Origin of the sequence: Desulforamulus hydrothermalis Lam5 = DSM 18033 (assembly GCF_000315365.1) — a bacterium.
GTDB classification, from domain to species: Bacteria; Bacillota; Desulfotomaculia; order Desulfotomaculales; family Desulfotomaculaceae; genus Desulfotomaculum; species Desulfotomaculum hydrothermale.
Window position 1 is genome coordinate 73797 of sequence record NZ_CAOS01000012.1, and the last position, 25073, is coordinate 98869.

The 25073-nt window shown below is 50.6% G+C and carries 27 protein-coding genes, 2 riboswitches and 1 other annotated feature; of the genes, 22 read left to right on the top strand and 5 right to left on the bottom strand.

All coding sequences use genetic code 11. From position 1 onward, the window contains the following. Window positions 1-10 precede the first annotated feature (10 nt). From DESHY_RS09705 to DESHY_RS14895, 8 genes are all read left to right on the top strand, one after another. Window positions 11-688 (top strand): YggS family pyridoxal phosphate-dependent enzyme, encoded by a 678-nt coding sequence (locus tag DESHY_RS09705; RefSeq protein ID WP_008412363.1) that lies wholly within the window; start codon window positions 11-13, stop codon window positions 686-688. Between the two features lie 14 nt (window positions 689-702). Next, a complete protein-coding gene (locus DESHY_RS09710) occupies window positions 703-1140 on the top strand; it encodes a cell division protein SepF (RefSeq protein ID WP_008412364.1) in 438 nt (145 codons plus the stop codon). A 31-nt stretch (window positions 1141-1171) separates the two neighbouring features. After that, on the top strand, window positions 1172-1426 hold the full coding sequence (locus DESHY_RS09715) for a YggT family protein (protein ID WP_008412367.1): 255 nt from the start codon (window positions 1172-1174) through the stop codon (window positions 1424-1426). Continuing rightward, window positions 1427-2218 (top strand): YlmH family RNA-binding protein, encoded by a 792-nt coding sequence (locus tag DESHY_RS09720; RefSeq protein ID WP_008412369.1) that lies wholly within the window; start codon window positions 1427-1429, stop codon window positions 2216-2218. It abuts the gene before it with no gap. Between the two features lie 41 nt (window positions 2219-2259). After that, window positions 2260-2802 carry a DivIVA domain-containing protein gene (locus tag DESHY_RS09725; RefSeq protein ID WP_008412370.1) on the top strand — a complete coding sequence of 181 codons (543 nt, stop codon included), beginning with the start codon at window positions 2260-2262 and terminating at the stop codon, window positions 2800-2802. Between the two features lie 91 nt (window positions 2803-2893). After that, entirely contained in the window at window positions 2894-3193 is a 300-nt protein-coding gene (locus DESHY_RS09730; protein ID WP_008412373.1) for a DUF167 domain-containing protein, read from the top strand. Between the two features lie 97 nt (window positions 3194-3290). Beyond that, window positions 3291-3519, top strand: a binding site (T-box leader). A gap of 50 nt (window positions 3520-3569) precedes the next feature. Next, window positions 3570-5864: an isoleucine--tRNA ligase gene (ileS, locus tag DESHY_RS09735; RefSeq protein ID WP_008412375.1), complete on the top strand. Its 2295-nt coding sequence runs from the start codon at window positions 3570-3572 to the stop codon at window positions 5862-5864. A 29-nt stretch (window positions 5865-5893) separates the two neighbouring features. Beyond that, complete coding sequence (locus DESHY_RS14895; protein ID WP_235695558.1) at window positions 5894-6376, top strand: zinc finger domain-containing protein; 483 nt, start codon at window positions 5894-5896, stop codon at window positions 6374-6376. A gap of 316 nt (window positions 6377-6692) precedes the next feature. Here DESHY_RS14895 and DESHY_RS09740 read toward each other — a convergent pair whose 3' ends face one another. Continuing rightward, the gene (locus DESHY_RS09740) at window positions 6693-6947 is read right to left on the bottom strand and encodes an alpha/beta-type small acid-soluble spore protein (RefSeq protein WP_008412379.1); all 255 of its coding nucleotides are present in this window, start codon (window positions 6945-6947) and stop codon (window positions 6693-6695) included. Between the two features lie 319 nt (window positions 6948-7266). After that, window positions 7267-7370, top strand: a riboswitch (glycine riboswitch). A 2-nt stretch (window positions 7371-7372) separates the two neighbouring features. After that, window positions 7373-7459, top strand: a riboswitch (glycine riboswitch). A 73-nt stretch (window positions 7460-7532) separates the two neighbouring features. Between DESHY_RS09740 and gcvT the strand changes: the two genes are divergently transcribed. From gcvT to DESHY_RS09775, 5 genes are all read left to right on the top strand, one after another. Next, window positions 7533-8627 (top strand): glycine cleavage system aminomethyltransferase GcvT, encoded by a 1095-nt coding sequence (gene gcvT, locus DESHY_RS09755; RefSeq protein ID WP_008412380.1) that lies wholly within the window; start codon window positions 7533-7535, stop codon window positions 8625-8627. Between the two features lie 4 nt (window positions 8628-8631). Next, window positions 8632-9018 (top strand): glycine cleavage system protein GcvH, encoded by a 387-nt coding sequence (gene gcvH, locus DESHY_RS09760; RefSeq protein WP_008412381.1) that lies wholly within the window; start codon window positions 8632-8634, stop codon window positions 9016-9018. A 21-nt stretch (window positions 9019-9039) separates the two neighbouring features. Then, window positions 9040-10380 carry an aminomethyl-transferring glycine dehydrogenase subunit GcvPA gene (gene gcvPA / locus DESHY_RS09765; RefSeq protein WP_008412383.1) on the top strand — a complete coding sequence of 447 codons (1341 nt, stop codon included), beginning with the start codon at window positions 9040-9042 and terminating at the stop codon, window positions 10378-10380. Continuing rightward, a complete protein-coding gene (gene gcvPB, locus DESHY_RS09770; RefSeq protein ID WP_008412385.1) occupies window positions 10377-11831 on the top strand; it encodes an aminomethyl-transferring glycine dehydrogenase subunit GcvPB in 1455 nt (484 codons plus the stop codon). Before gcvPA ends, gcvPB begins: the two co-directional genes overlap by 4 nt. 204 nt (window positions 11832-12035) lie before the next feature. Then, the gene (locus DESHY_RS09775) at window positions 12036-12992 is read left to right on the top strand and encodes a cation diffusion facilitator family transporter (RefSeq protein ID WP_235695560.1); all 957 of its coding nucleotides are present in this window, start codon (window positions 12036-12038) and stop codon (window positions 12990-12992) included. A 31-nt stretch (window positions 12993-13023) separates the two neighbouring features. Here the strand turns inward: DESHY_RS09775 and DESHY_RS09780 are convergent, their stop codons facing one another. After that, on the bottom strand, window positions 13024-13398 hold the full coding sequence (locus DESHY_RS09780; protein ID WP_008412388.1) for a hypothetical protein: 375 nt from the start codon (window positions 13396-13398) through the stop codon (window positions 13024-13026). A 170-nt stretch (window positions 13399-13568) separates the two neighbouring features. Further along, on the bottom strand, window positions 13569-14465 hold the full coding sequence (locus DESHY_RS09785) for a DMT family transporter (protein WP_008412389.1): 897 nt from the start codon (window positions 14463-14465) through the stop codon (window positions 13569-13571). A 245-nt stretch (window positions 14466-14710) separates the two neighbouring features. Here DESHY_RS09785 and DESHY_RS09790 point away from each other — a divergent pair, with 245 nt between their 5' ends. The 3 genes from DESHY_RS09790 to DESHY_RS09800 all read left to right on the top strand — a co-directional run bounded on the left by DESHY_RS09790 (window position 14711) and on the right by DESHY_RS09800 (window position 16983). Continuing rightward, window positions 14711-15514, top strand: a complete 804-nt coding sequence (locus tag DESHY_RS09790; RefSeq protein ID WP_008412390.1) for a basic amino acid ABC transporter substrate-binding protein — start codon at window positions 14711-14713, stop codon at window positions 15512-15514. 94 nt (window positions 15515-15608) lie between these two features. Next, a complete protein-coding gene (locus DESHY_RS09795) occupies window positions 15609-16274 on the top strand; it encodes an amino acid ABC transporter permease (RefSeq protein ID WP_008412391.1) in 666 nt (221 codons plus the stop codon). Next, window positions 16261-16983: an amino acid ABC transporter ATP-binding protein gene (locus DESHY_RS09800; protein ID WP_008412392.1), complete on the top strand. Its 723-nt coding sequence runs from the start codon at window positions 16261-16263 to the stop codon at window positions 16981-16983. Before DESHY_RS09795 ends, DESHY_RS09800 begins: the two co-directional genes overlap by 14 nt. 93 nt (window positions 16984-17076) lie before the next feature. Here the strand turns inward: DESHY_RS09800 and DESHY_RS09805 are convergent, their stop codons facing one another. Then, window positions 17077-17352, bottom strand: a complete 276-nt coding sequence (locus tag DESHY_RS09805) for a hypothetical protein (protein WP_008412393.1) — start codon at window positions 17350-17352, stop codon at window positions 17077-17079. Window positions 17353-17550: 198 nt separating this feature from the next. Between DESHY_RS09805 and recJ the strand changes: the two genes are divergently transcribed. The 6 genes from recJ (at window position 17551) to DESHY_RS13710 (ending at window position 24354) form a co-directional block, all read left to right on the top strand. Then, window positions 17551-20205, top strand: a complete 2655-nt coding sequence (gene recJ, locus DESHY_RS09810; protein WP_008412394.1) for a single-stranded-DNA-specific exonuclease RecJ — start codon at window positions 17551-17553, stop codon at window positions 20203-20205. A gap of 2 nt (window positions 20206-20207) precedes the next feature. Further along, complete coding sequence (locus tag DESHY_RS09815) at window positions 20208-20726, top strand: adenine phosphoribosyltransferase (protein ID WP_008412395.1); 519 nt, start codon at window positions 20208-20210, stop codon at window positions 20724-20726. 33 nt (window positions 20727-20759) lie between these two features. Next, window positions 20760-22931: a RelA/SpoT family protein gene (locus tag DESHY_RS09820; protein ID WP_008412396.1), complete on the top strand. Its 2172-nt coding sequence runs from the start codon at window positions 20760-20762 to the stop codon at window positions 22929-22931. Between the two features lie 73 nt (window positions 22932-23004). Then, entirely contained in the window at window positions 23005-23454 is a 450-nt protein-coding gene (gene dtd, locus DESHY_RS09825; protein ID WP_008412397.1) for a D-aminoacyl-tRNA deacylase, read from the top strand. A 23-nt stretch (window positions 23455-23477) separates the two neighbouring features. Continuing rightward, window positions 23478-24095 carry an MBL fold metallo-hydrolase gene (locus DESHY_RS09830; protein WP_008412398.1) on the top strand — a complete coding sequence of 206 codons (618 nt, stop codon included), beginning with the start codon at window positions 23478-23480 and terminating at the stop codon, window positions 24093-24095. Window positions 24096-24159: 64 nt separating this feature from the next. Continuing rightward, entirely contained in the window at window positions 24160-24354 is a 195-nt protein-coding gene (locus DESHY_RS13710) for a hypothetical protein (protein ID WP_072866125.1), read from the top strand. Between the two features lie 89 nt (window positions 24355-24443). Here the strand turns inward: DESHY_RS13710 and yfcE are convergent, their stop codons facing one another. Further along, a complete protein-coding gene (yfcE, locus tag DESHY_RS09835) occupies window positions 24444-24992 on the bottom strand; it encodes a phosphodiesterase (RefSeq protein WP_008412400.1) in 549 nt (182 codons plus the stop codon). Window positions 24993-25073: the final 81 nt, after the last annotated feature.

Sequence of the window (25073 nt, forward strand, 5' to 3'; positions counted from 1 at the left end):
CGGGGATAGCATGAGTATTGCAACAAACCTGGCTGTTATTCAAAAACAAATTATGGCAAGTGCTTTAAAAGTAAATAGAGATCCTGCCTCTGTAAAACTTATTGCCGTAACTAAAAATGTGCCGGCTGCCGGTGCCATAGCAGCGGTTGCGGCCGGTGTGGCAGACCTGGGTGAAAACCGAGTTCAGGAGTTATGCCGGAAATATCCGGCGGTAGCCGGAGCCCGCTGGCATATGATTGGCCACTTGCAAAGCAACAAAGTTAAATCTGTTGTTGGCAAGGTTGCCCTGGTGCATTCATTGGATCGCTGGTCGCTGGCGCTGGAATTGAATCGCCGGTCTCAGGAAGCCGGCCTGGTAACACCTGTTTTAGTTCAGGTAAACGTAGCCGGGGAAGCCACCAAGTATGGTTTGCCGGTTGACGAGGTGGCTGATTTTGTAGCAGAGGCAGCTGCTCTGCCGGGAATTGCCATCCAGGGATTGATGACCGTTGCTCCCCTGGTGGAGGATCCGGAGGAAGTAAGGCCGGTGTTCCGTCAATTAAGACAAATGGCTGCTCAGTTAAAAGCTGTACCAGGGGTAAAAATGGAACAGCTGTCAATGGGAATGACCAATGACTTTCCGGTGGCTATAGAAGAGGGTTCCACCATGGTAAGAATCGGTACCGCTATTTTTGGCAGCCGGCAATAAAAGGAGGGATTTAGGTGGCCATAGGTATGTTTGATAAAATACTTGGTTTCATGGGTTTTGATGAAACAGAGGAGCAGGGCCGGGAAGAAACAACAGACAGAAATGAAGGACTGCCGCAAGCCAAACGAAAAAACGCTCCGGTGGTAAGCCTGCATACCGGGCGACAGCTGCGGGTGGTGGTTTGCGAACCTGCTTCCTTTGATGAGGCTCAAAACATTGCCGATAACCTGAAAAACAGACGGGCGGTTGTAGTTAATTTAGAACGGGCCGGCGCTGAACAAGCCAGGCGCATTGTTGATTTTATCAGCGGTACTACCTTTGCATTAAGCGGCGACATGCAAAAGGTGGGGCAAAACATTTTTCTTTTTGTACCCAGCCATATTGATATTGCCAACGATACAGGCAGAGAGACCAGGGAGAAAAGTATTTTCTCCTGGGCCAGATCCCAGTAAAATACCAAGTATATATTTGACGGGGTGAATCATGAATAATATAACGTCTTTTCTGCATGTGGCCTTTTGGGTCTATGAAATGATGCTGTTAATCAGAATTTTGTTGTCCTGGATTCCGCACAATCCCTATAATCCCATTACACGCTTTCTGTATGAAACCACCGATCCCTATTTAAACATTTTCCGGCGGTTTATCCCGCCCATCGGCATGATCGATATTTCCCCGATTATTGCTTTTCTGGTGCTGCGCATGATTCAACAATTTATCTTTGGTTTGGTGAGATAAATGAAACTGGATCGGCAATCTTTGCTGGGCAGCATACGAGATCAGGAAGAAAAGGTGGTTATTGCCAAAGTATTGGATGATGCGGAAAAGGTTTTGAAAAACCACCGGCCGTTGCTTACCAACTTTTATGACCCGTACCACACGGGTCTCATCATTTCTGTATTAGAGCGCATTCCCGATCTTGAGTTTGGCACCAATGGCGGGTACCCTGCCGCTGAGAGGGTGCGAATTGCCATTTTTCCTGATTATTTGGACGAAAATGAGATTGACTATGATACCGTTGTATTAGCGGTGGAAGGCAATTTTAAAATGGTTCAGGTAACCCACCGGGATTTTTTAGGTTCTGTTTTAGGGTTAGGTATCAAGCGGGAAATGGTGGGGGATTTGCTTGTTACGAATAACGGCTGTCAGGTGGTGGCGACGCGAGAGGTAGCATCTTACCTAAGTACTCATTTAACCAGGGTACACCGGGTTCGGGTGACGGTTAGGGAGATACTGCCCGCAGAGCTGGTGCTGCCGGAAGTAAGGGTAAAGGAAATCAAGACCACGGTGGCTTCGCTGCGCATCGATGCAGTGGCGGCGGCCGGCTTTGGCACCTCTAGGACACGCCTGGTAAGGGAAATACTGGCTGAAAAACTAAGTTTAAACTGGCATACTTGTGCCAATGCGGCGGCTCCCGTACGGCAGGGGGATATTATCTCCCTGCGCGGCCGGGGCAGGCTTGAATTGGCAGAAGTAAGGGGAAATACCAAAAGCGGCCGCATAGGGATAGTCATTAAGCGTTTTTTATAAAGGATTCTACATCATAAAGGCAGCAGACGGGGGTGCAGCAAATGACAGTATTAACGCCCATGGAAATTCAAACCAAAGAGTTTGCCAGAACTCTGCGCGGGTACGATGTAAAACAGGTGGATGCGTGGGTACAAAAAATTAAAGATCATTATGAAAGACTGTTTGTGGAAAACCATGAATTAAGAGAGAAATTAGCCCGGGCGGAAGAAAGCATGGTGCATTACCGGGAATTGGAAGATGCCTTACAGCGTACCCTGGTGATGGCCCAAAAAAATGCGGAAGACATGCGCAACAACGCCGAAAAGGAAGCCAGAGTTATGCTGGAACAGGCGGAGGTGGCTGCCAGAACCGTTAAGCAAAAGGCGGAAGAAGAAGCGGAACGGATGCTGCACGAGGCTTCACAAAAGGCGGAGGAAATGATTAAACTGGCTGACCGGAGGGTTGGCGCCATTTTGGAGGAATACCGCCGCTTGGAGAAACAGGCTAATATCTTTAAAGTTAAATTTAAAGCTTTGCTGGAAGCCCAGCTGGCTATGGTGGAAGGCAAACTGGCCGCTGTGGAGGAGGCAGAAGAAAGTGCTTAATTAGATAAATATTTGGCACTGAACTACACCGGCCGGTGGCTGCCCGGGCTTGGTTTCTCTTTTACCGATAAGCTGGTTGGGGAGTGATTATGTGCTGGATATCAGACAGGATGGAACAGGAGTTGTTATTAAAGTGCGGGTGCAGCCCAGAGCTTCCCAAAACGGTCTGGCCGGCCAATTGGCCGGTGCTGTCAAAATTCGTTTAACCGCGCCGCCGGTAGATGGTGCGGCTAACGAAGCCTGCTGCAAATTTCTTGCTCAGTTGTTTGGGGTGGCCAAAAACAATGTTACAATCATAGCAGGCCATACCGGCCGCAATAAGACCGTTCGCATCGAAGGAATTAATCAGGCCCAGGCTCTGGCGGCAATTCAAGGCAGGGACTGTTCTTAACTTGAATCCCGGCAAGCGCCTTCCTCGAATTGATTTACGGCCTGCGGTTGACCTGAGTGTCGCATTTGGTTATAATATTGCTGTTATTTAAATATTGGCAACGCCAATGAGCGGGAAAGTAAAATGATGGGAGCTGGACAGAGAGCCCGGGCTTGGTGGAATCCGGGTCAGAGCCATCCTTTGAAAATCACCCGGGAGGTACCTGCTGAAACCTTTTGACACAGGGAGTAGGTTGGGTCGGTGCGCCGCCGTTAAAGGTGTTCGGAGTGTTCAGGCGTGGTCCTGTTCATGAGGGTGGTACCGCGGGTAATCAGCTCGTCCCTTTGGGGCGGGCTTTTATTTTTACACAAAGTGCAAAAAGGCAGGAGTGGTTTCAGTGGACTACAGCAAAACCCTTAATTTACCACAAACAGATTTTCCCATGCGGGGCAATTTACCGCAAAAAGAACCGGAAATCTTGAAGTATTGGCAGGAGATTGACCTGTACAACAAAGTACAGGCCAAAAACCGGGGTAAGACCAAGTACATTTTGCATGACGGCCCCCCCTATGCCAACGGGCATATCCACCTGGGACATACTTTAAATAAGGTGTTAAAGGATATGGTGGTAAAATATCGATCAATGGCCGGTTATGATGCTCCCTATGTACCGGGGTGGGATACCCATGGGCTGCCCATCGAGCAACAGGCCATTAAGCAACTGGGCATTAACCGCCACCAGGTCAGTCCGGTTGAGTTTCGGGCTAAGTGCCGTGATTATGCGCTGCAGTGGGCGAAAATTCAAAGTGAGGAATTTCAACGCTTAGGGGTACGGGGTGATTGGCAGCGGCCCTACTATACCCTGTTGCCTCAATATGAGGCCACACAAATTCGTGTATTTGGGGAAATGGCCAAAAAGGGTTATATTTACAAGGGTCTTAAGCCGGTGTACTGGTGCGCCTGCTGTGAAACAGCACTGGCTGAAGCAGAAGTTGAGTATGCCGATAAAACCTCTCCCTCAATTTATGTTAAATTTCCGGTTAAGGACGGCCGGGGGATTCTGCCTGAGGATGCGGCTGTGGTAATCTGGACCACCACTCCCTGGACCCTGCCGGCTAACGTGGCCATTGCGGTTCATCCGGAATTTGAATATGTATTGGCCTTGGTTAACGGTCATAAAGTTGTGGTGGCCAAAGGTTTGCTGGATGCTTTCCGGCAAGCGGTGGAGGCTGCCGAGGCAGCAATCCTGGATACTTATAAAGGAGAACAACTGGAACGGGTGGTCTGCCGGCATCCCTTTATGGAGCGTGATTCTCTGGTTATTTTAGGAGAGCACGTTACCCTGGAGGCCGGTACCGGAGCTGTACACACGGCGCCGGGGCATGGCGAAGAAGATTTCCAGGTGGGCAAGCAATACGGCTTACCTGTTTTAGCGCCGTTGGATAACCGGGGCAGGTTTACGGCAGAAGGCGGCAAGTTTGAGGGGCAGTTTATCCTGGATGCCAATAAAACTATTATTGAAGAATTAAAAGAAAAAAATGTCCTGCTGGGGCATGGTCAGATAAAACACCAGTACCCCCACTGCTGGCGTTGCAAACAACCCATTTTCTTCCGGGCCACTGAACAATGGTTTGCTTCGGTGGACGGTTTTCGCCAGAAAGCTCTTCAGGCTATTCGCAATGTTAACTGGGTGCCGGCCTGGGGTGAAGACCGTATTTACAATATGGTGGAAGGACGGGGTGACTGGTGCGTATCCCGCCAGCGAACCTGGGGTGTGCCAATTCCCATTTTCTACTGCAATGACTGCGGTAAAGAAATTATTACGGAAGAAACCATTGCCCATATTGAAAAATTGTTTAAGGAACACGGGTCAGATATTTGGTTTGCCAAAGAAGCCAATGAGCTGGTGCCGCCTGGGTTAACCTGTCACCACTGCGGTAAGGGCAAAGATTTCCGCAAGGAAACTGATACCATGGATGTTTGGTTTGATTCCGGCTCCAGCCACCTGGCGGTACTGAACCAGCCTGCATTGTGGCCGGAACTGCAGTGGCCGGCTGACTTGTACCTGGAAGGCAGTGACCAGCACCGGGGTTGGTTTAACTCCTCCTTATCCACCGCTGTGGCAGTAACCGGCCAACCACCCTATAAAACTGTACTAACCCACGGTTTTACAGTGGATGAAAAGGGACGCAAGATGTCCAAATCCCTGGGCAATGTGGTGGATCCCCTGAAAATTTGTGACCAGATGGGTGCAGACATTCTGCGTCTTTGGGTGTCTTCGGCGGATTACCGTTCAGACCTGGCGCTGTCCCCCAATATTTTAAAACAGATTGCCGAAGCATATCGTAAGATTCGCAACACCGCCCGCTTCCTGCTGGGCAACCTGTATGACTACAACCCGGTGCAGGACGAAGTGGCCTATGAACAGTTGCCTGAGTTAGACCGGGTAGCCCTGCTGGAACTGCACAAATTAATCAACCAGGTGCTGGCGGCCTATGAAAATTATGAATTCCACCTTGGTTTACCCTGCGGGTACACAATTATTTCCGGGGGTAAACCTGAGCGCCTTTTTACTTGGATGTCATTAAAAACCCCCCCGTATAACTGCCCCCCCCGGCACTCCCTTGGAACCCCCCCCCGGCCCCAAACGGTTCCTCTACCGGGGGCCGGGATGCACTGGTTCGTCTGCTGACGCCGGTCTTAGCCTTTACCACCGAAGAAATTTATAAGCATATGCCGGTAGTGGGTGAGCGTCCGGCCAGTGTACAGCTGCTGGATATGCCGCAGGTAAATGAGCGCTACCTGGACGATGAACTGGAGAAAAAGTGGGAGAAAATTCACGCTGTTCGCAAAGAGGTATTAAAGGCGCTGGAAAACGCCCGCCAACAAAAAGTGATTGGTAATGCTTTGGAGGCGGCCGTTGACCTTTATGCAGCCGGCGAGGTGGCAGAACTGCTGCAGCCAATGGCCGAAGAACTGGCTACCCTGTTTATTGTTTCTCAGGTAAATTTGCAGCCCCTGTCTGCTGCTCCGGCAGATGCCGTCAAAGGTGAGGAATTGGAGCTGGCTGTTAAAGTAACCGCCGCATCGGGCCAAAAGTGCGAGCGCTGCTGGATGTACCACCAGGATGTGGGCAAAGATACCGAACATGCTTCCCTGTGCCCCCGCTGTGCCGGTGTGGTAAAACAATATCATACAGTATGAAATATGCGGGAGCTGCTTACGGCAGCTCTCAGAGTGTTAACAAACATTAGCGGTGGTTTATGATCCCCTTTGGCTCCGGTCTACGCACCGACAGCACTATGATTCGCTGCGGGGGCCCTTGGGGTCGCCTCAAACGGGCCATCCTGGCCCGGTTCGGCTGGCACCCACGTCCTGTGGGCGCCCCACCCAATGGCTCCTTTCGCTCATCAAGTGCTGTGACCGGTGCTTCGACAAGTCGCCGACAGGGGATCATCAAACCACCTCACTTTGTTTTACAACCTTTGTCTACAGTCTGGGAGCTGCTTACGGCAGCTCCCTATTTTTTGTCTGACCGCAGAGCATCTAAATCGATCAGGCCCTTTTTGGCCCGCTGGGTAATGATGCCGCCGATACGTCCTGATTCAATGGAAGTTAAAGCACCCCAGCCTTCTTTTTTTACCTTATCAGCCAGACCCAGCTCGGCGGCTATCTCCAGTTTTAACAAATCCATGGCTGTGGGCTGTTTTTCTCGGTTGTTCTTATTATGCACCTTGCGGCTTTCCGGATTGGTTGTTTTTATCTTTGCTGTCATCTGGCAATACCCCCTGAACAAGAAACCCTCCTGCGGCGGAGGGTTTCTCTTTGCCGGGCTAGTGCGGCCGGCGCCGGTTTTGCTTAGCTATCATGCCAGACCCACGGGGAATGACAGCGGGCAAAACCTGACGGTGTACGGAGAGCTAAATAATAAAGCCCCCCGGTTTGCCGGACAAACCCGGGCAATATCATTATGCCCGGCCAATCTTGCCTTTATGATATTAATTTGTTCTCAACTGCCATAAAAAATATTTTTCACGAAAAGGGTTTTGAAATTATAGAAAGAAAATAAAATTATGGAAAAAGCATAGGAGCGGATGAAGGCTGTGGGAGAGACCCTAAAGGGCGCCGAAGGAGCAAAACCGGTTAGCCGGCTGTGGGCAACGGTTAAACTCTCAGGCAAAAGGACTGCAGCCGGACGAAACTCTGGAGAGTTCCTGCCCTCGGGGCAGGACACCCAAGGGGAAGCTTTCCGCAGGGAAGTCATCTCTCAGGTTAAAAGGACAGGGTATGCCAGCAGTGGTATAACTCTGTCCTTTTCTTGTGCCCGGCCGGATCATAACAGTTGGAAGGAGGGGACGGTGTGACGGAAATAAAACGTACACCTCTGTACCACGCCCACCTGGCAGCGGGGGGCAAGATGGTGGAATTTGGCGGTTGGTTAATGCCGGTGCAGTATGAAGGGATTATCAAAGAACACCAGGTTGTACGGTCGGCTGCCGGTCTGTTTGATGTATCCCATATGGGCGAGATAAAAATTTCCGGCAAGGGTGCCGGTGAATTTGTGCAGAAAGTGATTACCAACGACGTGTTTCGTCTGCGACCGGGCTGTGCCATGTATGCACTGCTTTGCAATCCTCAGGGCGGTACCATAGATGACTTATTGGTGTATCAACTGGCCCCGGAACAGTACCTGCTGGTGGTCAATGCCGCCAACACAGATAAGGATTATCAATGGCTGGCGAATCTGGCGCCGGCTGGCGTGGAGGTAGACAACGTATCTGAAACAATCTGCCAACTGGCCTTGCAGGGACCGGCAGCGCAGGCCATTTTACAGAAAATTACTGCCGCCGAGCTTGGTGCAATAAGGTACTTCTGTTTTATTAACGGACAGGTGGCCGGGGTGGAGTGCATGATCTCCCGCACGGGCTATACCGGCGAAGACGGTTTTGAGTTGTATTTTGCGGCTGCTAAGGCGACGACCGTGTGGCAAACCATTTTGGAAGCCGGCCGGGAGGCCGGAATAAAACCGGCCGGCCTGGGGGCAAGAGATACCCTGCGCCTGGAAGCCTGCCTGGCCCTTTACGGACATGAACTGACCGAAGAGATTTCCCCGCTGATGGCAGAGCTGGGCTGGACGGTAAAGTTTTATAAACCGGAGTTTATTGGCAGAGAGGCATTGTTGCAAGAAAAGCAGGCCGGTGCCACGCATCGGCTGGTGGGATTGGAAATGATTGACCGGGGCATACCGCGTCAAGGTTATCAAATCTGTAAGGATGGTTTGCCGGTAGGGTGGGTTACCTCCGGCAGCTTTGCTCCAACCTTGAATAAAAATTTGGCTTTGGGCTATGTGGCTGCTCAATGGACCGACACCGGCAGCGAACTGGAGGTTATGGTGCGCAATAAACCACTCAAAGCCCGTGTTGTACAAAAACCATTTTATAAACGGGAGGTTTAAGCAAATGAAAGTACCGGTTGATTTGAAGTACAGCAGAGAACATGAATGGGTGAGGGTTGACGGGAACCGTGTGACAGTCGGTATTACCGACTATGCCCAGGAATCCATGGGGGATATTGTGTTTGTGGAGTTGCCTGCTATAGGTGACGCCGTGGTGGCGGAAGAACCCTTTGGGGTGGTGGAATCGGTCAAGACAGCCAGTGATTTGTATGCGCCGGTTAGCGGCCAGGTGGTGGAAATAAACAATCAGCCGTTGGATGAACCGGCTGTGATTAACCAGGAACCTTATGGCAGGGGCTGGTTGATTGTGGTTGAAATGTCTGACCCGGCTCAGTTGGAGAACTTGCTTAGCCCCGAGGAATACCGGGCTATGGTGGAAGAACAAGCATAACTGGGAAAGAGGGTAGGTATTTTGAAATTTATACCTCATACGGCAGAAGAACTTCGGCAAATGCTGGAGACCCTGGGTATTGAAGGGACCGACCGGTTATTTGAAGAAATTCCTCCGGCCATACGCCTGCGGCGGGAGCTGCAAGTGGCAGGCGGCTTATCTGAACCGGAATTGGCCCGCCACATGTCCGACTTGGCCCTCCTTAACACCGGGGTGGATCAATTTATTTGTTTTTTAGGGGCGGGCGCCTATGACCATTATGTACCCAGCGCGGTCAAACATATTTTAGCCAGGTCTGAGTTTTATACTGCTTATACCCCATACCAGCCGGAAATCAGCCAGGGTATATTGCAAACAATTTTTGAATATCAAAGTATGATCTGCCTGCTGACCGGCATGGATGTGGCCAACGCGTCCATGTATGACGGCGCCAGCGCCCTGGCAGAAGCAGCCCTGATGGCCTGTGCCGTCACCCGGCGGTCAGAGGTGCTGGTGGCACGGGCGGTTCACCCGGCGTACCGGCAAGTACTGAGAACATATCTGAACGGTCCCGGCATAAAAGTTAACGAAGTGCCCTTTCAAGAAGGACTTACCTTGGCTGATGCGGCTGCCGACATGCTAAACCCAAAAACCGCTGCCCTGCTGGTACAGTATCCCAACTTTTTCGGTTGTGTTGAAGAACTGGCCAAACTGGCGGAGGCAGCCCATGCGGCGGGCGCTTTGCTGGTGGTGTGCGCCGATCCGGTGGCCCTGGCCTTGTTAAAGTCACCGGGGCAGTGCGGGGCAGATATTGTGGTGGGAGAAGGGCAACCGTTGGGCATACCCCTGTCTTACGGCGGCCCCTACCTGGGTTTTCTGGCCTGCCGGGACAAATATATGAGAAAAATGCCCGGACGCCTGGTGGGCCAAACCACGGATGCGGAGGGGCGCCGGGCTTATGTGTTGACTCTGCAGGCACGGGAACAGCATATCCGCCGGGAAAAGGCCACTTCAAATATTTGTTCTAACCAGGCTCTGTGTGCCCTGGCGGCTACCGTGTATTTAAGCCTGGTGGGCCGGCACGGACTGCGCCGGGTGGCTGAATTATGCTTGCAAAAAACTGCGTATGCAAGACAACTGCTGTCCCGGCTGCCCGGTTACCGGTTGCCCTGGGCATCGCCTGTATTTAAAGAATTTGTCATACAAACAAAGATTGCCCCTGAGTCAATTAACCGTGAGCTGTTAAAACATAAAATCCTGGGCGGGCTGGATTTAGGCCGCTATTATCCGGAACTGAGCGGGCACATGCTGTTCTGCGTCACAGAGCAAAGAAGCCGGCAGGAAATCCATTTGCTGGCAGATCGATTGGGGGCCATATCATGACGGAAAAACTAATCTTTGAATTGAGTTCGCCCGGCCGACATGGCATTGAATTTCCTGCCTGTGATGTGCCGGCAGCAGATTTAGCTGATTTGTTGCCCCAAGAGTGCTTAAGGGAAAGTGATCCACCGCTGCCGGAAGTGAGCGAACCGGATGCGGTGCGGCACTTTGTAAGACTTTCCCGCTTGAATTTTGGGGTGGATGTTGGCTTTTACCCCCTGGGGTCGTGTACCATGAAATATAACCCCAAGGTGGCGGAGGATGCAGCAGCTCTCAACGGCTTTACCCGGCTGCATCCTTATCAACCGGCAGAGCTGTGCCAGGGCGCCCTTCGATTAATGTATGAAACCCAGCAGGATTTGGCAGAAATCACCGGCATGGACGCTTTTACTTTGCAGCCCGCTGCAGGCGCCCAGGGGGAACTGACCGGTATGCTCATAATTAAGGCCTACCTGGCCGGTAAGGGAGAAACCGGTCGAACTAAAGTAATTGTGCCGGATGCTGCCCATGGCACTAACCCGGCCACCGCGGCCCTGTGTGGTTTTCAGGTGGTGGAAGTGAAGTCAGACCGGCGGGGTGGTGTGGATCCGGAGGCTTTAAAGCAGGTTTTAGGGCCTGACGTAGCGGCCTTGATGCTTACCAATCCCAGCACCCTGGGTTTGTTTGAAGATCAAATTTTAGAAATTGCTGATTTGGTTCACCAGGCCGGGGGTCTTTTGTATTACGACGGAGCCAACCTGAATGCCATTATGGGGTATGCCCGTCCCGGTGATATGGGTTTCGATGTGGTTCACCTGAATTTGCACAAGACTTTCGGCACGCCCCATGGCGGCGGCGGACCGGGGGCCGGACCGGTGGGAGTAAAGGCAGAGCTGATACCCTTTTTGCCCCAACCGGTGATTATTAAACAGGGCGACAAGTATTTACTTGATGATGACCGTCCGCTGTCTATCGGCAAGGTGAACGCCTTTTACGGTAATTTTGGCGTGGTGGTAAAGGCATATACATACCTGCGGGCGCTGGGCGGCCGGGGTTTAAAACAGGTGTCAGAATTTGCCGTACTCAATGCCAATTACTTAATGAAACGATTGGCCGATCATTTGCGAATCCCTTATCAACGGACCTGTATGCATGAATTTGTGGCCTCGCTGCCCAAAGAGTGCAAAGACCGGGGGATTAAAACCTTGGATATTGCTAAAAGGTTATTGGATTACGGATATCACCCGCCTACCGTTTACTTTCCGTTGATTGTTGAAGAAGCCATCATGATTGAACCAACCGAAACAGAAAGCAAAACTACCCTGGATTTGTTTGCGGACAGCCTAATTAAGGTTTTGGCAGAAGCCCGGGAAAACCCCGGTTTGTTAAAAAACGCGCCTTATACCACGCCGGTGCGCAGACTGGATGAAGTGACTGCCGCCCGCAAGCCGGTATTAAGCTGGTTCCCGGCATAATTTGAGACAGGCTGCAGGTTGCATTTGATATTTAGGCTGTGCTATACTTTGACCGTCAGGCCGTATTAACAAGGCCGGGCCTGTTTGGGCAGCGGATACACCCGCGGGACTTCATCTGACCCTCAAAAAGATGAGGTCCGCGGTTTTTTTATTAGTGGGGTGATGCCGGTGGTTAAGACACAGGTACAGGAAAAAAAATTAAAAATGGCGCGGCTGTCCATTCTCTCCAATACCTGTTTAACCCTTGGTAAACTGCTGGTGGGGTTGCGCATGGGATCGGTGGGAGTTATCTCCGAAGCGGTTCATTCGGGAATAGATTTAATTGCCTCTCTGATAGCCTTTATGGCTGTGCGGCAATCAGGCAAACCGGCCGATCAAAGCCATCCTTACGGTCATGGAAAATTTGAGAACCTGGCCGGGATTATCGAGGCCCTTCTCATTATTGCAGCCGCCATCGGCATTTTTGTTCAGGCGGTACCCCGGCTTTGGCAAGGGGGCGGCCACCTTGAGTCGCTGGGCTGGGGGGCGGCGGTCATGGGTATTTCGGCGGGCGTTAACTTTTTAATATCCCGCCGCTTGATAAAAGTGGGACAGGAAACTGATTCAGCGGCCCTGGTGGCGGACGGCTGGCACCTGCGGACGGACGTATACACATCTTTAGGAGTTTTTATCGGCCTGGGGGCGATCCACCTGACGGGTTATACCATCCTGGATCCCCTGATAGGTATTGCTGTTGGCTTGCTCATCGTAAAGGCGGGCTTTGATTTAATCCGGGAGTCCATGGGAGTGATGTTGGATGTGAGCCTGCCGGCTGAGGAAGAGTCAGCTATTAAAAGTGTACTGCTGCGGCATGCGGATCAATTTTTGGAGTACCATGGCCTGCGAACCCGTAAATCGGGTCCCTATCGTTATGTTGATCTGCACCTGGTGGTGCCCAGGTTTATGCCGGTGGGAGCCGCCCACAGGTTGTGCGACCGCATCGAACAGGAGATAGCAGAAGCGTTGCCGCAGGTGCATGTGCTAATTCACTGCGAACCCTGTGAGGAAGCCGAAGAACCACGGGAAACCGGCTGTCCCAAAGCAACCTGCAGCAGCGGGGAAAACTGCCCGGCTGACAGCTGCCATAAAAAAGACAGCTGCCCCCGGGGGCGCTGCCCATAACCCGTAAAGAACAGTAAGGCTTACTACGCGCTTAGCGAACCATTCTTTTATACGACTGCTTGCTGCGGCTCCCTATATCAAAAAGGGCTAAAGGCGACAGAGTGCCGGCAACTCGTACCAACCTGGGGGCGTTAAAGTCAATTTTTAACAGCAGCACCTCTGATACCATGGGTAAAAAATTGCTCAGTACCGCAATGGCGTTGTCATTTTGCTGCAGCAGTTTTGCGTTGCTTGGCTTCTCCACAACCAGGACGGCCGGTCGGAAACGCCGGTTTAACCCGACGGCGTTGCGGGCATCCAGCATGGCATCTAATAAATTATGACGCAGGATTTGTCCCGGCTGCAAACCTGTGGTAACGGCATCTTTAATGGCATTGAGGGGTCCGCCCAAGAATAACTTGCCCATGATTAATTGCTCCCTTCGTGACTCGGCATTGTGATTTGTTGAACAAATATTCAAGCAAAAAACATGCCAGCCTACCCAAAGGAGCAGGACTGCCAAGAAAGACAAATTAAACCGAAATAATGTTTCAAAAAAGAACAAGTGTAATTAAAAAAATAACAAACGAGGATAAATCAAGTTTCCCTGGCCTGTTTTATTTTGGTTACGTTAAATAAATAATCTTTTAGTTCTGCCACCAGCATGCCGGCTAAAATCAATAAACAGCCTACCCACTGACGGGTTGTCAGTACTTCTCCCGCCACCAGCCAGGCAGTGGCAGCCGCAAAAACCGGCTCGGTGATAAAAATGATGGCGGCATGGGTAGGCGAAGTATACCTTTGAACGGAGTTTTGAATTAAAAAAGCCAGGGCAGTGGCAGGGATGGCGGTAATGATCAGACCCTGCCAAACGGGCTTGCTGAATTGGGCAGGCAGAGTTTCCAGGCACAGGCCAAATAGCAGGCTGATGACAGCGACCGTACCGATTTGCAGGATTGCCAGCAACACCGGATCATGCCGGGGCGCATAGCGGCCCACCAGGAGAATGTGTCCGGCATATGATACAGCGCAAAAAAAAGTCAATACATCGCCGTAATTTACGGACAGGTTGTCACCCAGGGAGAGCAGGGCCAAACCCAGGGTGGCGCCGGTTACTCCCAGCAGAACCGCCGGCGCAGGCAGTTGTTTGGTAATCAGCGAAGTAAAAACGGGCACCAGCACCACCGCTAATCCGGTGATAAAGCCGGCGTTAGAAGCGGTGGTGTATTTTAAACCCACTGTTTGAAAGGCGTATCCGGCAAACAAAATGACACCGATTAAGCAGCCGGCTCGCAAGGTGGCTCTGTCCAGGTTGGCCAACCGACGGAAATAAATCAGCCCCAGCAAGGCAAAAGCGATGGCAAAACGAATACCGGTAAAAAAGTAAGGTCCGATGCCGGACAGGGCATCCTGCACCACCACGAAGGTGGCGCCCCAAACAACGGTAACCGCCAGTAAGGCAAGATCAGCCTGCAGTTGCTTCATTTTTGTCATTGCTTGTTCACCCCTGCATTTCCACAATGAGCATCCTGTATATTTTCTCACCGAAGAACGGAACTGTCAATCTAACCGTTTTTTCTTGCCATATTTGTGGAATTTTAATTTTTTTCTTTTGAGCAGGAATTTGTAAAAAAAACGAGAATTAATATTTATAACTGGCAGTTATTATTTATTCGTTTGCGAAACTTTCGCACCGGAGGTGCGGCATTATATTTTTTATTCAGTAAGGAGGAATTTTAGTGAAAAAGATGATCAAATTTGCCCTGCTGGCAGTGCTGGCTTTAACACTGGCAGTCAGCGCTGTGGGTTGCGGGGGCAGCCAGTCGCAAGAGCAACCCAAGGAACCGGCCAAAGCTGAAGCTAAGCCGAAACTGGTGGTGGGTGCGGATGCTACCTTTGCTCCTTTTGAGTTTACCGATCCCAAGACAGGCAAATATGTTGGTTTTGATATTGAGCTGATGCAGGCCATCGCTGAAGAAGCCGGTTATGAGATGGATCTGCAAGTAATGGCTTTTGACGGTTTAATTGCCGCCCTGCAAGCTAAACAAATTGATGCTGCTATTTCTGCTATGACTATTACCCCGGAACGGGCCAAAGTGGTAGACTTCAGCGAACCCTATTACAAGTCCGGTCTGATTGTGGCCGTACAAGCCAAAAACAATGATATTAAAAGCTTTGAAGATTTGAAAGGCAAAAAGATTGCTGTGCAAAGCGGCACCACCGGTGCTATGCATGCAGAAAAAATTACCGACAAAGATAAAATCACTTATTTTACCAACAGCGACCAGGCATTGTTGGAGTTGAAAAACGGCGGTGTCGATGCGGTGGTTAACGACTATCCGGTAAGCGCCTATTTTATTCAGCAGGGTAATAATGATGTGAAACTGGTGGGCGAAATTCTCTCGGCGGAAGAATACGGCATTGCGATACCCAAAGGCAAAACCGAAACCCTGGAAAAAATTAATGCCGCCCTTAAAAAGTTAAAAGAGAACGGCAAATATGCTGAAATTTATCAGAAGTGGTTTGGCGAACAGCCAAAATAATAGTGACTGACAATAAGATATCCTGTACAATATAGTATGCGTAACTTCAATGTTACGCATATTTTATGTAAGAAGTTTTTAGGTAGGTGAACATATGGATCTGTTGCAAGTATGGCAGGATGCTTTACCGGTATTGCTGGTTGGCGCAAAACTGACCATTCAGCTTACCGTTTTGGCCGTATTTTTCGGTTCTATCATCGGGCTGTTCTTAGGCTTGGGTAAATTAAGCCGCAACCCCGTGATTAAAATGATTTCAGTTATTTATGTAGAATTCTTTCGGGGTTCTCCGCTGCTGGTGCAAATTTTCTTGTTTTATTTCGGACTTTCCCAGGTTTTGGGGCATCCGGTGGACAAGTTTTGGTCTTCGGTAGCGGTGCTAAGCCTGAACAGCGGTGCCTATTGTGCCGAGATTTTCCGGGCCGGCATTCAATCTATTGAGCGGGGCCAAATGGAAGCCGCCCGCTCCTTGGGGATGACCCATAGCCAGGCCATGCGTTATGTTATTTTACCGCAGGCTTTTAAACGGGTTATTCCACCCCTGGGCAATGAATTTATTGCTATGTTAAAGGATACCTCGCTGGTATCCATCATTGGCTTGGTGGAACTGGCACGCTCCGGCCAGCTGATTGTCTCAACCACATACAAGGCCTTTGAAGTTTGGTTCCTGGTAGCTATTGTCTACATCATTATGACGGTGCTGATATCCCAGTGCTTTGTTAACCGGATGGAAAGGAGGTTGCAGGCAGGTGATCACAGCTAAAAATATATATAAGAACTTTGGTCAGCTCCAGGTTCTGCGAGGTATAGATTTGCAAGTAAAGGAACAGGAAGTGGTGGTTATTATCGGCCCCTCCGGTTCCGGCAAAAGTACCTTTTTGCGCTGTTTAAACCTGCTGGAAGAACCTACCTCCGGTGAAATAATTATTGACGGCATGTGTTTAACGGACAAAAGTTCTGATATTAATAAAATCCGCCAGAATGTAGGGATGGTGTTCCAGCGTTTTAATCTTTTCCCACATAAAACTGCCCTGGAAAACATCACGTTGGCACCCGTTAAAGTGAAGGGGCTGACCACAGAGGCTGCGGCTGAGGTGGCCAGGGACTTACTGGCCAAGGTGGGGCTGCAGGACAAAGAGTCAGCGTACCCGGACCAGTTATCCGGCGGCCAGCAGCAGCGGGTGGCCATTGCCCGGGCCCTGGCCATGAAGCCCAAGGTGATGCTGTTTGATGAGCCAACTTCTGCCTTGGACCCGGAGATGGTGGGGGAGGTGCTGGCTGTCATGAAAGACCTGGCCCGGGATGGCATGACCATGGTGGTGGTGACCCACGAAATGGGCTTTGCCCGTGAAGTGGGCGACCGGGTGCTGTTTATGGACGAAGGCAGAATTATTGAACAAGGCACCCCGGAGCAGATTTTTGGCAACCCGCAAAACGAGCGCACTAAATCCTTCTTAAATAAAATTCTGTAACAAAATATACCCGCCGTCAGCGGGTCAGAGTATCTATAAAGCCGTCCTATCTGTCATAACAGGCAACCCCACCATGCGGTGGGGTTGTACATTTTAAATGGCTTCTTTCATTAATTGCAGATAATCTTCTCCTAATTTGGTTAAAGAACAAATTTTGCTCTTGCCTTCAGAAGTGACTTCCACCAACCCCAGGGCAAACAGCTGCATGACGACATGGTCCAGGACAGCACGCTTAACCTTGGCGGTTAAGGATAATTCTTCCTTGTTCATTTTCCCCTCATCAATGAGGGCCCGGAGAACTCTTTCCGCTTCGACAGGCAGCCGGTTATTCACTTCCTTAAAGTATTGCTTCATTGTAAGATCTGTCATGTCTTGCAACCTCCTTGCTAAAAAGCTAGTTAATATTCTTCTAAAAAAGATTATTGACAATTTTTTGCTGATTTATTCGTTAGTTTAGAAAAAGTTTGTATTTAAGGATTAAAGCCATGCCCAAGGTGTTTTTCTTTACCAGATGGATGGTCTGATTTATAATTTATACATACTTTACTGAAATTGTCGGGGGACAGCATGAGAAGACAAAAAAAATGGCGCGTTAAAGCGCCCTATGTCGCCTTGCGGCAAATCCTTGCCAAAGAACTGGGTATTTCTGAAATTCTGGCTCAGTTATTAGTTAACCGGGGTATATATACGGCGGATCAAGGCCGGACCTTTTTAGGCAGCGAACTGGACAGGCTGTTTAGTCCCTGGTTGTTAAAAGATATGGAAAAAGCAGTGGAACGCATTAACCTGGCCAGGCAAAATGGCGAAAGCATTCTGGTTTTTGGTGATTATGACGTAGACGGCATTACCGGAACCGTTGTACTGGTTTTGGCCCTGCGCAAACTGGGCTGCCGGGTTGATTATTTTATTCCGCACCGACTGGAAGAGGGTTATGGTCTTAACACGGAAGCATTGACAAGGGCAGTGGAGCAAGGGTTTAAACTGCTGGTGACGGTAGATTGCGGCATCAGCGGTGCTGCTGAGGTGGCCGCCGCCAAACAATCAGGGTTGGATGTGATCATCACCGACCATCACGAGCCGCCCGCCCGATTACCTGCCGCCACGGCGGTGATTGATCCCAAACGGCCGGATTGCACCTACCCCTTTAAGGAATTGGCCGGGGTGGGTGTGGCCCTTAAACTGGTGCAGGGGCTATATGAACGGGTTGGCTTAGCGGCGGGGGAATGGGAAGAATATTTGGATTTGGTCTGCCTGGGTACGGTGGCGGATATTGTTCCTTTACAGGGGGAAAACCGGATTTTAGTTAAGCACGGTTTAGATAAAATTGCCCACAGCCAACGGCCCGGCCTGCAGGCGCTCATCAAGGTGAGCGGTGTCAAAAGCGAAAGCATGGGTACCCGTGAACTGGGCTTTGCTCTGGCACCCAGGTTAAATGCGGCCGGCAGAATGGGTGATGCCGCTTTAGGGGTGGAGCTGCTGCTGGCTGACGATCCCTTGCAGGCAGCCCATATGGCCGAGGCATTAAACCGGGGCAACCAGGAAAGGCAACAAGTTGAGGCCAAGGTTTTGGCAGAGGCGCTGGCAATGGTGGAAGCGGAGCCGGCCATGGCGGATGAAAAGGTGTTGGTACTGGCATCCGCCAACTGGCATCCCGGGGTGATCGGCATTGTGGCTTCCCGGTTGGTGGATCGTTTTTACCGCCCGGTTTTTATGATCAGCCTGGAAGACGGTAAAGGAAAAGGTTCAGCCAGAAGTATACCGGGCTTTCATTTGTATCAGGCTATGGTTAGCTGCCAGGAACATTTAGAACAATTTGGCGGTCATGCCATGGCTGCCGGCTTCAGCATTCCGGCAGATAAAATTATGGATTTCCGCCGGGCCGTAAATAAATTGGCAGACGAGATATTAACCGATGAACATTTAACTCCCAACCTGGACCTGGATGCTCTGGTAGACCTTAACGAGTTATCGTTGGCTACTGTCCGGGAGCTGGCTCAACTGTTGCCCTTTGGGCACTGCAATCCCGGTCCCGTTTTAGGTTGCCGCCAGGCTAAGGTGCTGCACTGCCGGGAGGTAGGTAAAAACGGCAGCCATTTAAAGCTGAAGGTTAAATCAGACCAAGTGGTGCTGGACGGTATTGGCTTTAACCTGGCTTCTTACAGCGAAATGCTGGCTACCGGTGACAGTGTGGATATGGCCTTTGTCCCTTCAATTAACTGCTGGAACGGACGCCTTTCAGTGCAGCTGGAAGTAAAGGAATTTAAAGAGACAGGCGAGGTCTGTGTGGCAGCGCCGGGAGAGAGAACGGAGTTACTGCGGCAGGCGCTGCACCTGCCGGAAGAAAAAATATACGAAAGCATGCTGCCGCTGGGAATCCTGCAGTGGTGTTGGAACCATACCGGCCGGGGGCCGGGCCTTGGCAATACCTGCTGCGATTTTGAGCTGACAGATTACAGGGACTGCCCTGATCGGTTGGCCAGGCTGCTGCAAGTCATTAACCAGGGATCCTGCAGTTTGGTTTTGGTGGAGAGTGCAGCCCAGGCCATCCAGGTGGCAGTTTTTTTGAGTAACGGGGAATCTGCCTGGCGGCAGCAAGTACTGGCATATCACCCGTTGATGGGGGAAACAGCAGTCCAACAAATGATTAATCAATTGCGGGCCAACGGAGCAAAAGTGCTGGTGGCCACTGCCCTGGCGCCTGTGGGGGGTATTTGTTTTGACCAGGTAATATTCTTTCATTTGCCCTACCATCCGGAAGAGTGTCAAATAAATCACTGGCAGGCCAAGCGAGTATTTTTGCTGGGCGGCCAATCTCATGCGCCGGAGGGGCGGGAGTATATCCGGGCTATGGCGCCCGAACGGGAAACCTTGGCGGCCCTTTACAGGTTGTTAAGGCTAAAGATTAATTCCCAGGGGCAGGGACAGGTCAGCAAACGCGAGCTGCAGCAGTGCCTGCAGGAATTTTATCCGCGGGCGGCGGGGCTTGCGACAGAGATAGGACTGACTGTTTTCCGGGAACTTGGCTTGTTAGAATACAGCCGACAGGCTGATCAATATATATTTAAAATTAACCGCCAGGTTCGTTCTGATTTGCAAAATTCACCTACTTATCATCGAGCCTTACATATTAAAGAGGCATGCCAGCGTTTTCAGCAGCGCTTTCTGGCGGCTGCCGGGGATAAATTACAGCAAATGTTTTGCAGCAACTTTAAGGAGGAGTAGCTATGGATTTAGCCGGTAAAATCAGATTAATTAAGGATTTTCCTAAACCCGGGATAAATTTCAGAGATATTACTACCCTGTTGCAGGATGCCGCAGCCTTTCGTCAGACGGTGGATAAGCTGTCAGAGCTGTGCCGGCAGTTTGAGGCGGATGTTGTTGCCTGTCCGGAGGCCAGAGGGTTTGTACTGGGGGCACCGCTGGCATACGCTATGGGCAAAGGCGTGGTGCTGCTTAGAAAACCAGGTAAACTGCCGGGTCAAACCCTTTGTCACAGCTACGACCTGGAATACGGTACAGATGCTCTGGAAGTCCATGCCGGGGCAATTTTGCCAGGGCAGAAGGTGCTCTTGGTGGATGATGTACTGGCCACCGGCGGTACGGTTGCTGCAGCAGTGGAACTGGTTAAAAAATGCGGCGGCGAGATTGCCGGCGTGGCTTTCCTGATAGAACTGCTGGGGCTGGCGGGCAGAGAAAAGCTGAAGGGTTTGCCCTTAATCACCTTGCTGCAGTTGGAGGCATAGATTATTTTAATAAAGGTGAGGGGAGGTGAAAGCATGTCTTCACTGTTTGAACTGGAACAAAAAGTATTGCTTTATAATCCTGCGGCGGACATTGCTTTCCTCCGTAAGGCCTATAACTTTGCGGAACATGCCCACCGGGGCCAAAAACGGATTTCCGGTGAGGATTACATTGTTCATCCGCTGGCCATCTCAATTATTTTAGCGGAACTGCAGTTGGACGTGCAGACGGTGGCAGCCGGCCTGCTGCACGATGTGGTGGAAGATACCGGTATTACCCTGGCGGATATAGAAAACAACTTTGGTGCAGAAGTGGCAAACATGGTAGACGGGGTTACCAAACTGGGCAAGCTTCAATACCAAACCAAAGAAGAGCGCCAGGCGGAAAACTTGCGTAAAATGTTTTTGGCGATGGCCAAAGATATTCGGGTTATTTTAATTAAGCTGGCCGACCGGCTGCATAATTTGCGCACCTTGCAATTTCAGTCAGAGCGCAAGCAAAAAGAAGTGGCGGAGGAAACCCTGCACTTTTTTGCACCGATGGCCCACCGGTTGGGTATTTACAAGATAAAATGGGAATTGGAAGATTTATCCTTCCGCTACCTGGAACCGGAGCAATACCAGCGCATGAAGGCACAAATAGCAAAGTCGAGGGCCAAACGTGAGGAATACATTCAGGGTGTGATAAAAGAACTGGCGGAAAAGCTGGCTGCTGTTAACATCAAAGCTGAAATACAGGGCAGGCCCAAAAACCTGTATTCAATTTATCAAAAAATGATTGAGCAGCAAAAAGAATTAAAGGATATTTTTGATGTACAGGCTGTGCGGGTACTGGTTAATTCGGTCAAAGACTGCTATGGCGCGCTGGGTATTGCTCATACCCTTTGGAAACCTATTCCCGGTCGTTTTAAAGACTATATTGCCATGCCCAAGTCTAATATGTACCAATCTCTGCATACAACGGTGATTGGGCCTAACGGTGAGCCGGTGGAAATTCAAATTCGGACCTGGGAGATGCACCGGGTGGCAGAATACGGTATTGCCGCTCACTGGCGGTATAAAGAAGGCGCCCAAGGGGAAAAAGATTTTGATAAAAAACTGGCCTGGATTCGCCAAATGCTGGATGCCCAGCATGAGGCCAGAGACGCCCGGGAATTTATGGAGAACCTGAAAATTGATTTGTTCTCCCAGTCGGTATTTGTCTTTACTCCCAAAGGCGATGTTATGGAACTGCCTGCCGGGGCTGTGCCGTTGGATTTTGCTTACCGCATTCACACCGATGTAGGGCACCGTACAGTGGGGGCCAAAGTTAACGGACGTATTGTGCCCCTGGATTATAAACTTAAAAACGGTGACATTGTTGAAATTATAACCTCAAAAGCCAGTAACGGTCCCAGCCGGGATTGGCTAAACATTGTCAAGACCTCCCAGGCCAAAAACCGTATTCGCCAGTGGTTTAAGAAAGAAAGACGGGAAGAAAACATTAACCGGGGCCGTGATGCCCTGGAACGGGAAGCCCGCAAACAGGGTCTGGATTTAGAGCTGGTACGGGGCGAAAAATTACAGGAATACGCCAGGAAACTGGTTCAGTCAGCGGTGGATGACTTATATGCTGCCATCGGGGATGGGCAGCTGCTGCCCAGTCAGATTGTCAACAAAATCCGGGAGGATTACCGCACCGATAAGGAACGCCGTCCTCTGGCCGAAGAAATGATGAAAAAAGCTGAGAGTAAGGCAGCTGAATGGGGCAAGCCTACCCAGGGCATTCGGGTTAAAGGGATTGACAATTTACTGATTCGGTTAGCCCACTGCTGCAACCCGGTACCCGGTGATCCTATTGTAGGCTATATCACCAGAGGCAGGGGAGTTTCTATCCACCGGGCGGATTGCTTTAATTTACGGCCTATTCAGGCGGATGAACCGGAAAGGATTGTGGAAGTGGCCTGGGACAAAGATTTTCAGTCACCCTTTCAGGTTAAACTGGAAATTACCGGATTGGATCGGGCCGGTTTCCTCAACGAGATTTTAAATGTCCTGCTTGATTTAAAAATAAATGCCAGCCGGGTTAATGCCCGCACCCGCAAGGATCGGGTGGCTACCGTGGAATTGGCCCTGCAGGTACGCAATACCGAGCAGTTGGAATTTTTGATCAACAAAATAAAGAAGGTTAAGGATACTTACGGTGTCAGGCGGGTATCTACCGGTTAGCGCCTGTATCTACCTGTCGGTTGTGGTTATAATAAGAAGCTTACGACGGGTTTTATATAACGGAGGTGTCATTTTGCGAGCAGTTGTTCAGCGTGTGCAAAGAGGATCTGTAACAGTCAACAACCAGATGGTGGGTGAAATTGGCCGCGGCTTGGTAGTGCTGCTGGGTGTGGGGCAGGGCGATACGCCTGACGATGCCCGTTATCTGGCGGATAAAATATGCCGGCTGCGCATTTTTGATGACGATCAGGGAAAGTTGAATCTTTCTGTACAAGATATCGGCGGCGCCGTACTGGCGGTATCCCAGTTTACCCTGTACGGCGACTGCCGCAAGGGACGCCGGCCCAGTTACTCCGAAGCGGCCCCCCCGGCAGCCGCCCGGGAATTATACCAGACCTTTGTGCAAAGATTGATTTGTCATGGCCTGCCCACTGCCACAGGGGTTTTTCAAGAACATATGGTGGTGGAAATAATTAACGACGGTCCGGTTACGCTATTGTTGGACAGCCAAAAAACTTTTTAAAAATTGACTGGGAGATGGTTCCTGTGATCATTGAAACAATAGTAGTGGGTCAATTAGAGGCAAACTGCTATATCATCGGCTGCCCGAAAACCCGCCGGGCGGCTGTGGTGGATCCCGGTGAAGAAGCCGAGCGCATTTTAAACAAGTTGGCCCAGGGGGGATGGCAGCCGGTGGCTATAGTTCTTACCCATGGCCATGCCGATCATATCGGTGCGGTGGGAGAAATAAACAAGGCCACCGGGGCACCGGTGCTGATTCACAGCCAGGACGGCGAAATGTTAACTGACCCGGCCCGCAATTTATCGGCCTGGCTGGGGACACAGCTGTCATTTAAGCCTGCCGACCGCCTGTTGGCGGACGGCGATACCATTGAGGTGGGAACCATTACCTTGTCTGTGCTCCACACACCCGGCCATACACCGGGCGGCATCTGTCTTAAAGCCGGCCAGGTCCTGTTTACCGGTGACACCTTGTTTGCCGGCTCTGTCGGACGCAGTGACTTCCCCGGGGGCAGTCACGACACACTGATTAAGTCTATTCAAAGTAAATTGCTGACGTTGCCGGAAGATACCGGAATTTACCCCGGTCATGGCCCCGCTTCTACCATCGGGGCAGAAAAAAGACATAATCCATTTTTATAAACATTAAACGCCACCAGCCGAAGCGGTGGCGTTTCAAAGTGTCGACAAACCTTATCGGTGGTTTATGATCCCCTTTGGCTCCGGTCTGCGCACCGACAGCACTATGATTCGCTCCGGTCGCCCTTGGGGTCGCCTCAAACGGGCCATCCTGGTCCGGTTCGGCTGGCGCCCACGTCCTGTGGGCGCCACCCCAAGGGCTCCTTTCGCTCATCAAGTGCTGTTACCGGTGCTTCGACAAGTCGCCGACAGGGGATCATAAAACCGCCTCTCTTTGTATTACAACCTTTGTCTACAGTCTGAAACGCCACCAGCCGAAGCGGTGGCGTTTAAAATTTTTTGACGGTTTTCTTACTCAGCCAGAGATAACTCCTGCAGCACCTCACAGCTGTCAATATTAATCAGCTTAACAACATGATCATCAATTATCGCTGCGGAATGAGTGCCGTCTTTAGGTAAAGCAGTACTGCCGGGATTTAAGATAATTAAATTTTCGTCTCGCACCAGCTCTTTAACATGGGTATGACCGCAAATCAACAAATCTGCCTGAAAATCTTTGGCCATTTGTAAATACTGTTGTTTTTCCCGGGTATAGCCGTGGACAGCCAGGATTTTGCGATTACCCAATTGCATAACAACATAGGGGCTTTGCAAGGGATGCCGGATCATCATTTGATCTACATCAGCATCACAGTTGCCCCTGACGAAAATCAGGTTGCTTAAAGAATTGATTTTTTCCGCCAGATCCTTGGGTGCATAACCTGGCGGCAGGGGATTCCTGGGACCGTGATATAAAACGTCTCCCCCATGAATGATTAAATCCACACTGCCCAGGGCTTGCAAAGCTTTCTCAAAATATAACAAGCTGCCGTGGGTATCACTGATAACCCCAATTTTCAAAACAAATCACTCCCGGTTAACATGTGTACTCTATTAAAATCCTAAATAGCTAATTCCCGCAGGCAAAAAAAAATCCTTTAA

Bases quoted from the DNA above. Each gene is read 5' to 3' on its own strand.
- DESHY_RS09805 (WP_008412393.1), bottom strand. From the start codon at position 17,352: ATGACAGATCTTACAATGAAGCAATACTTTAAGGAAGTGAATAACCGG.
- DESHY_RS09725 (WP_008412370.1), top strand. From the start codon at position 2,260: ATGACAGTATTAACGCCCATGGAAATTCAAACCAAAGAGTTTGCCAGA.
- DESHY_RS09795 (WP_008412391.1), top strand. From the start codon at position 15,609: ATGGATCTGTTGCAAGTATGGCAGGATGCTTTACCGGTATTGCTGGTT.
- DESHY_RS09780 (WP_008412388.1), bottom strand. From the start codon at position 13,398: ATGGGCAAGTTATTCTTGGGCGGACCCCTCAATGCCATTAAAGATGCC.
- DESHY_RS09820 (WP_008412396.1), top strand. From the start codon at position 20,760: ATGTCTTCACTGTTTGAACTGGAACAAAAAGTATTGCTTTATAATCCT.
- DESHY_RS09705 (WP_008412363.1), top strand. From the start codon at position 11: ATGAGTATTGCAACAAACCTGGCTGTTATTCAAAAACAAATTATGGCA.
- DESHY_RS13710 (WP_072866125.1), top strand. From the start codon at position 24,160: ATGATCCCCTTTGGCTCCGGTCTGCGCACCGACAGCACTATGATTCGC.
- DESHY_RS09715 (WP_008412367.1), top strand. From the start codon at position 1,172: ATGAATAATATAACGTCTTTTCTGCATGTGGCCTTTTGGGTCTATGAA.
- DESHY_RS09740 (WP_008412379.1), bottom strand. From the start codon at position 6,947: ATGACAGCAAAGATAAAAACAACCAATCCGGAAAGCCGCAAGGTGCAT.
- recJ (WP_008412394.1), top strand. From the start codon at position 17,551: ATGAGAAGACAAAAAAAATGGCGCGTTAAAGCGCCCTATGTCGCCTTG.
- DESHY_RS09775 (WP_235695560.1), top strand. From the start codon at position 12,036: ATGGCGCGGCTGTCCATTCTCTCCAATACCTGTTTAACCCTTGGTAAA.
- gcvH (WP_008412381.1), top strand. From the start codon at position 8,632: ATGAAAGTACCGGTTGATTTGAAGTACAGCAGAGAACATGAATGGGTG.
- DESHY_RS09785 (WP_008412389.1), bottom strand. From the start codon at position 14,465: ATGACAAAAATGAAGCAACTGCAGGCTGATCTTGCCTTACTGGCGGTT.
- DESHY_RS09815 (WP_008412395.1), top strand. From the start codon at position 20,208: ATGGATTTAGCCGGTAAAATCAGATTAATTAAGGATTTTCCTAAACCC.
- gcvPB (WP_008412385.1), top strand. From the start codon at position 10,377: ATGACGGAAAAACTAATCTTTGAATTGAGTTCGCCCGGCCGACATGGC.
- DESHY_RS09720 (WP_008412369.1), top strand. From the start codon at position 1,427: ATGAAACTGGATCGGCAATCTTTGCTGGGCAGCATACGAGATCAGGAA.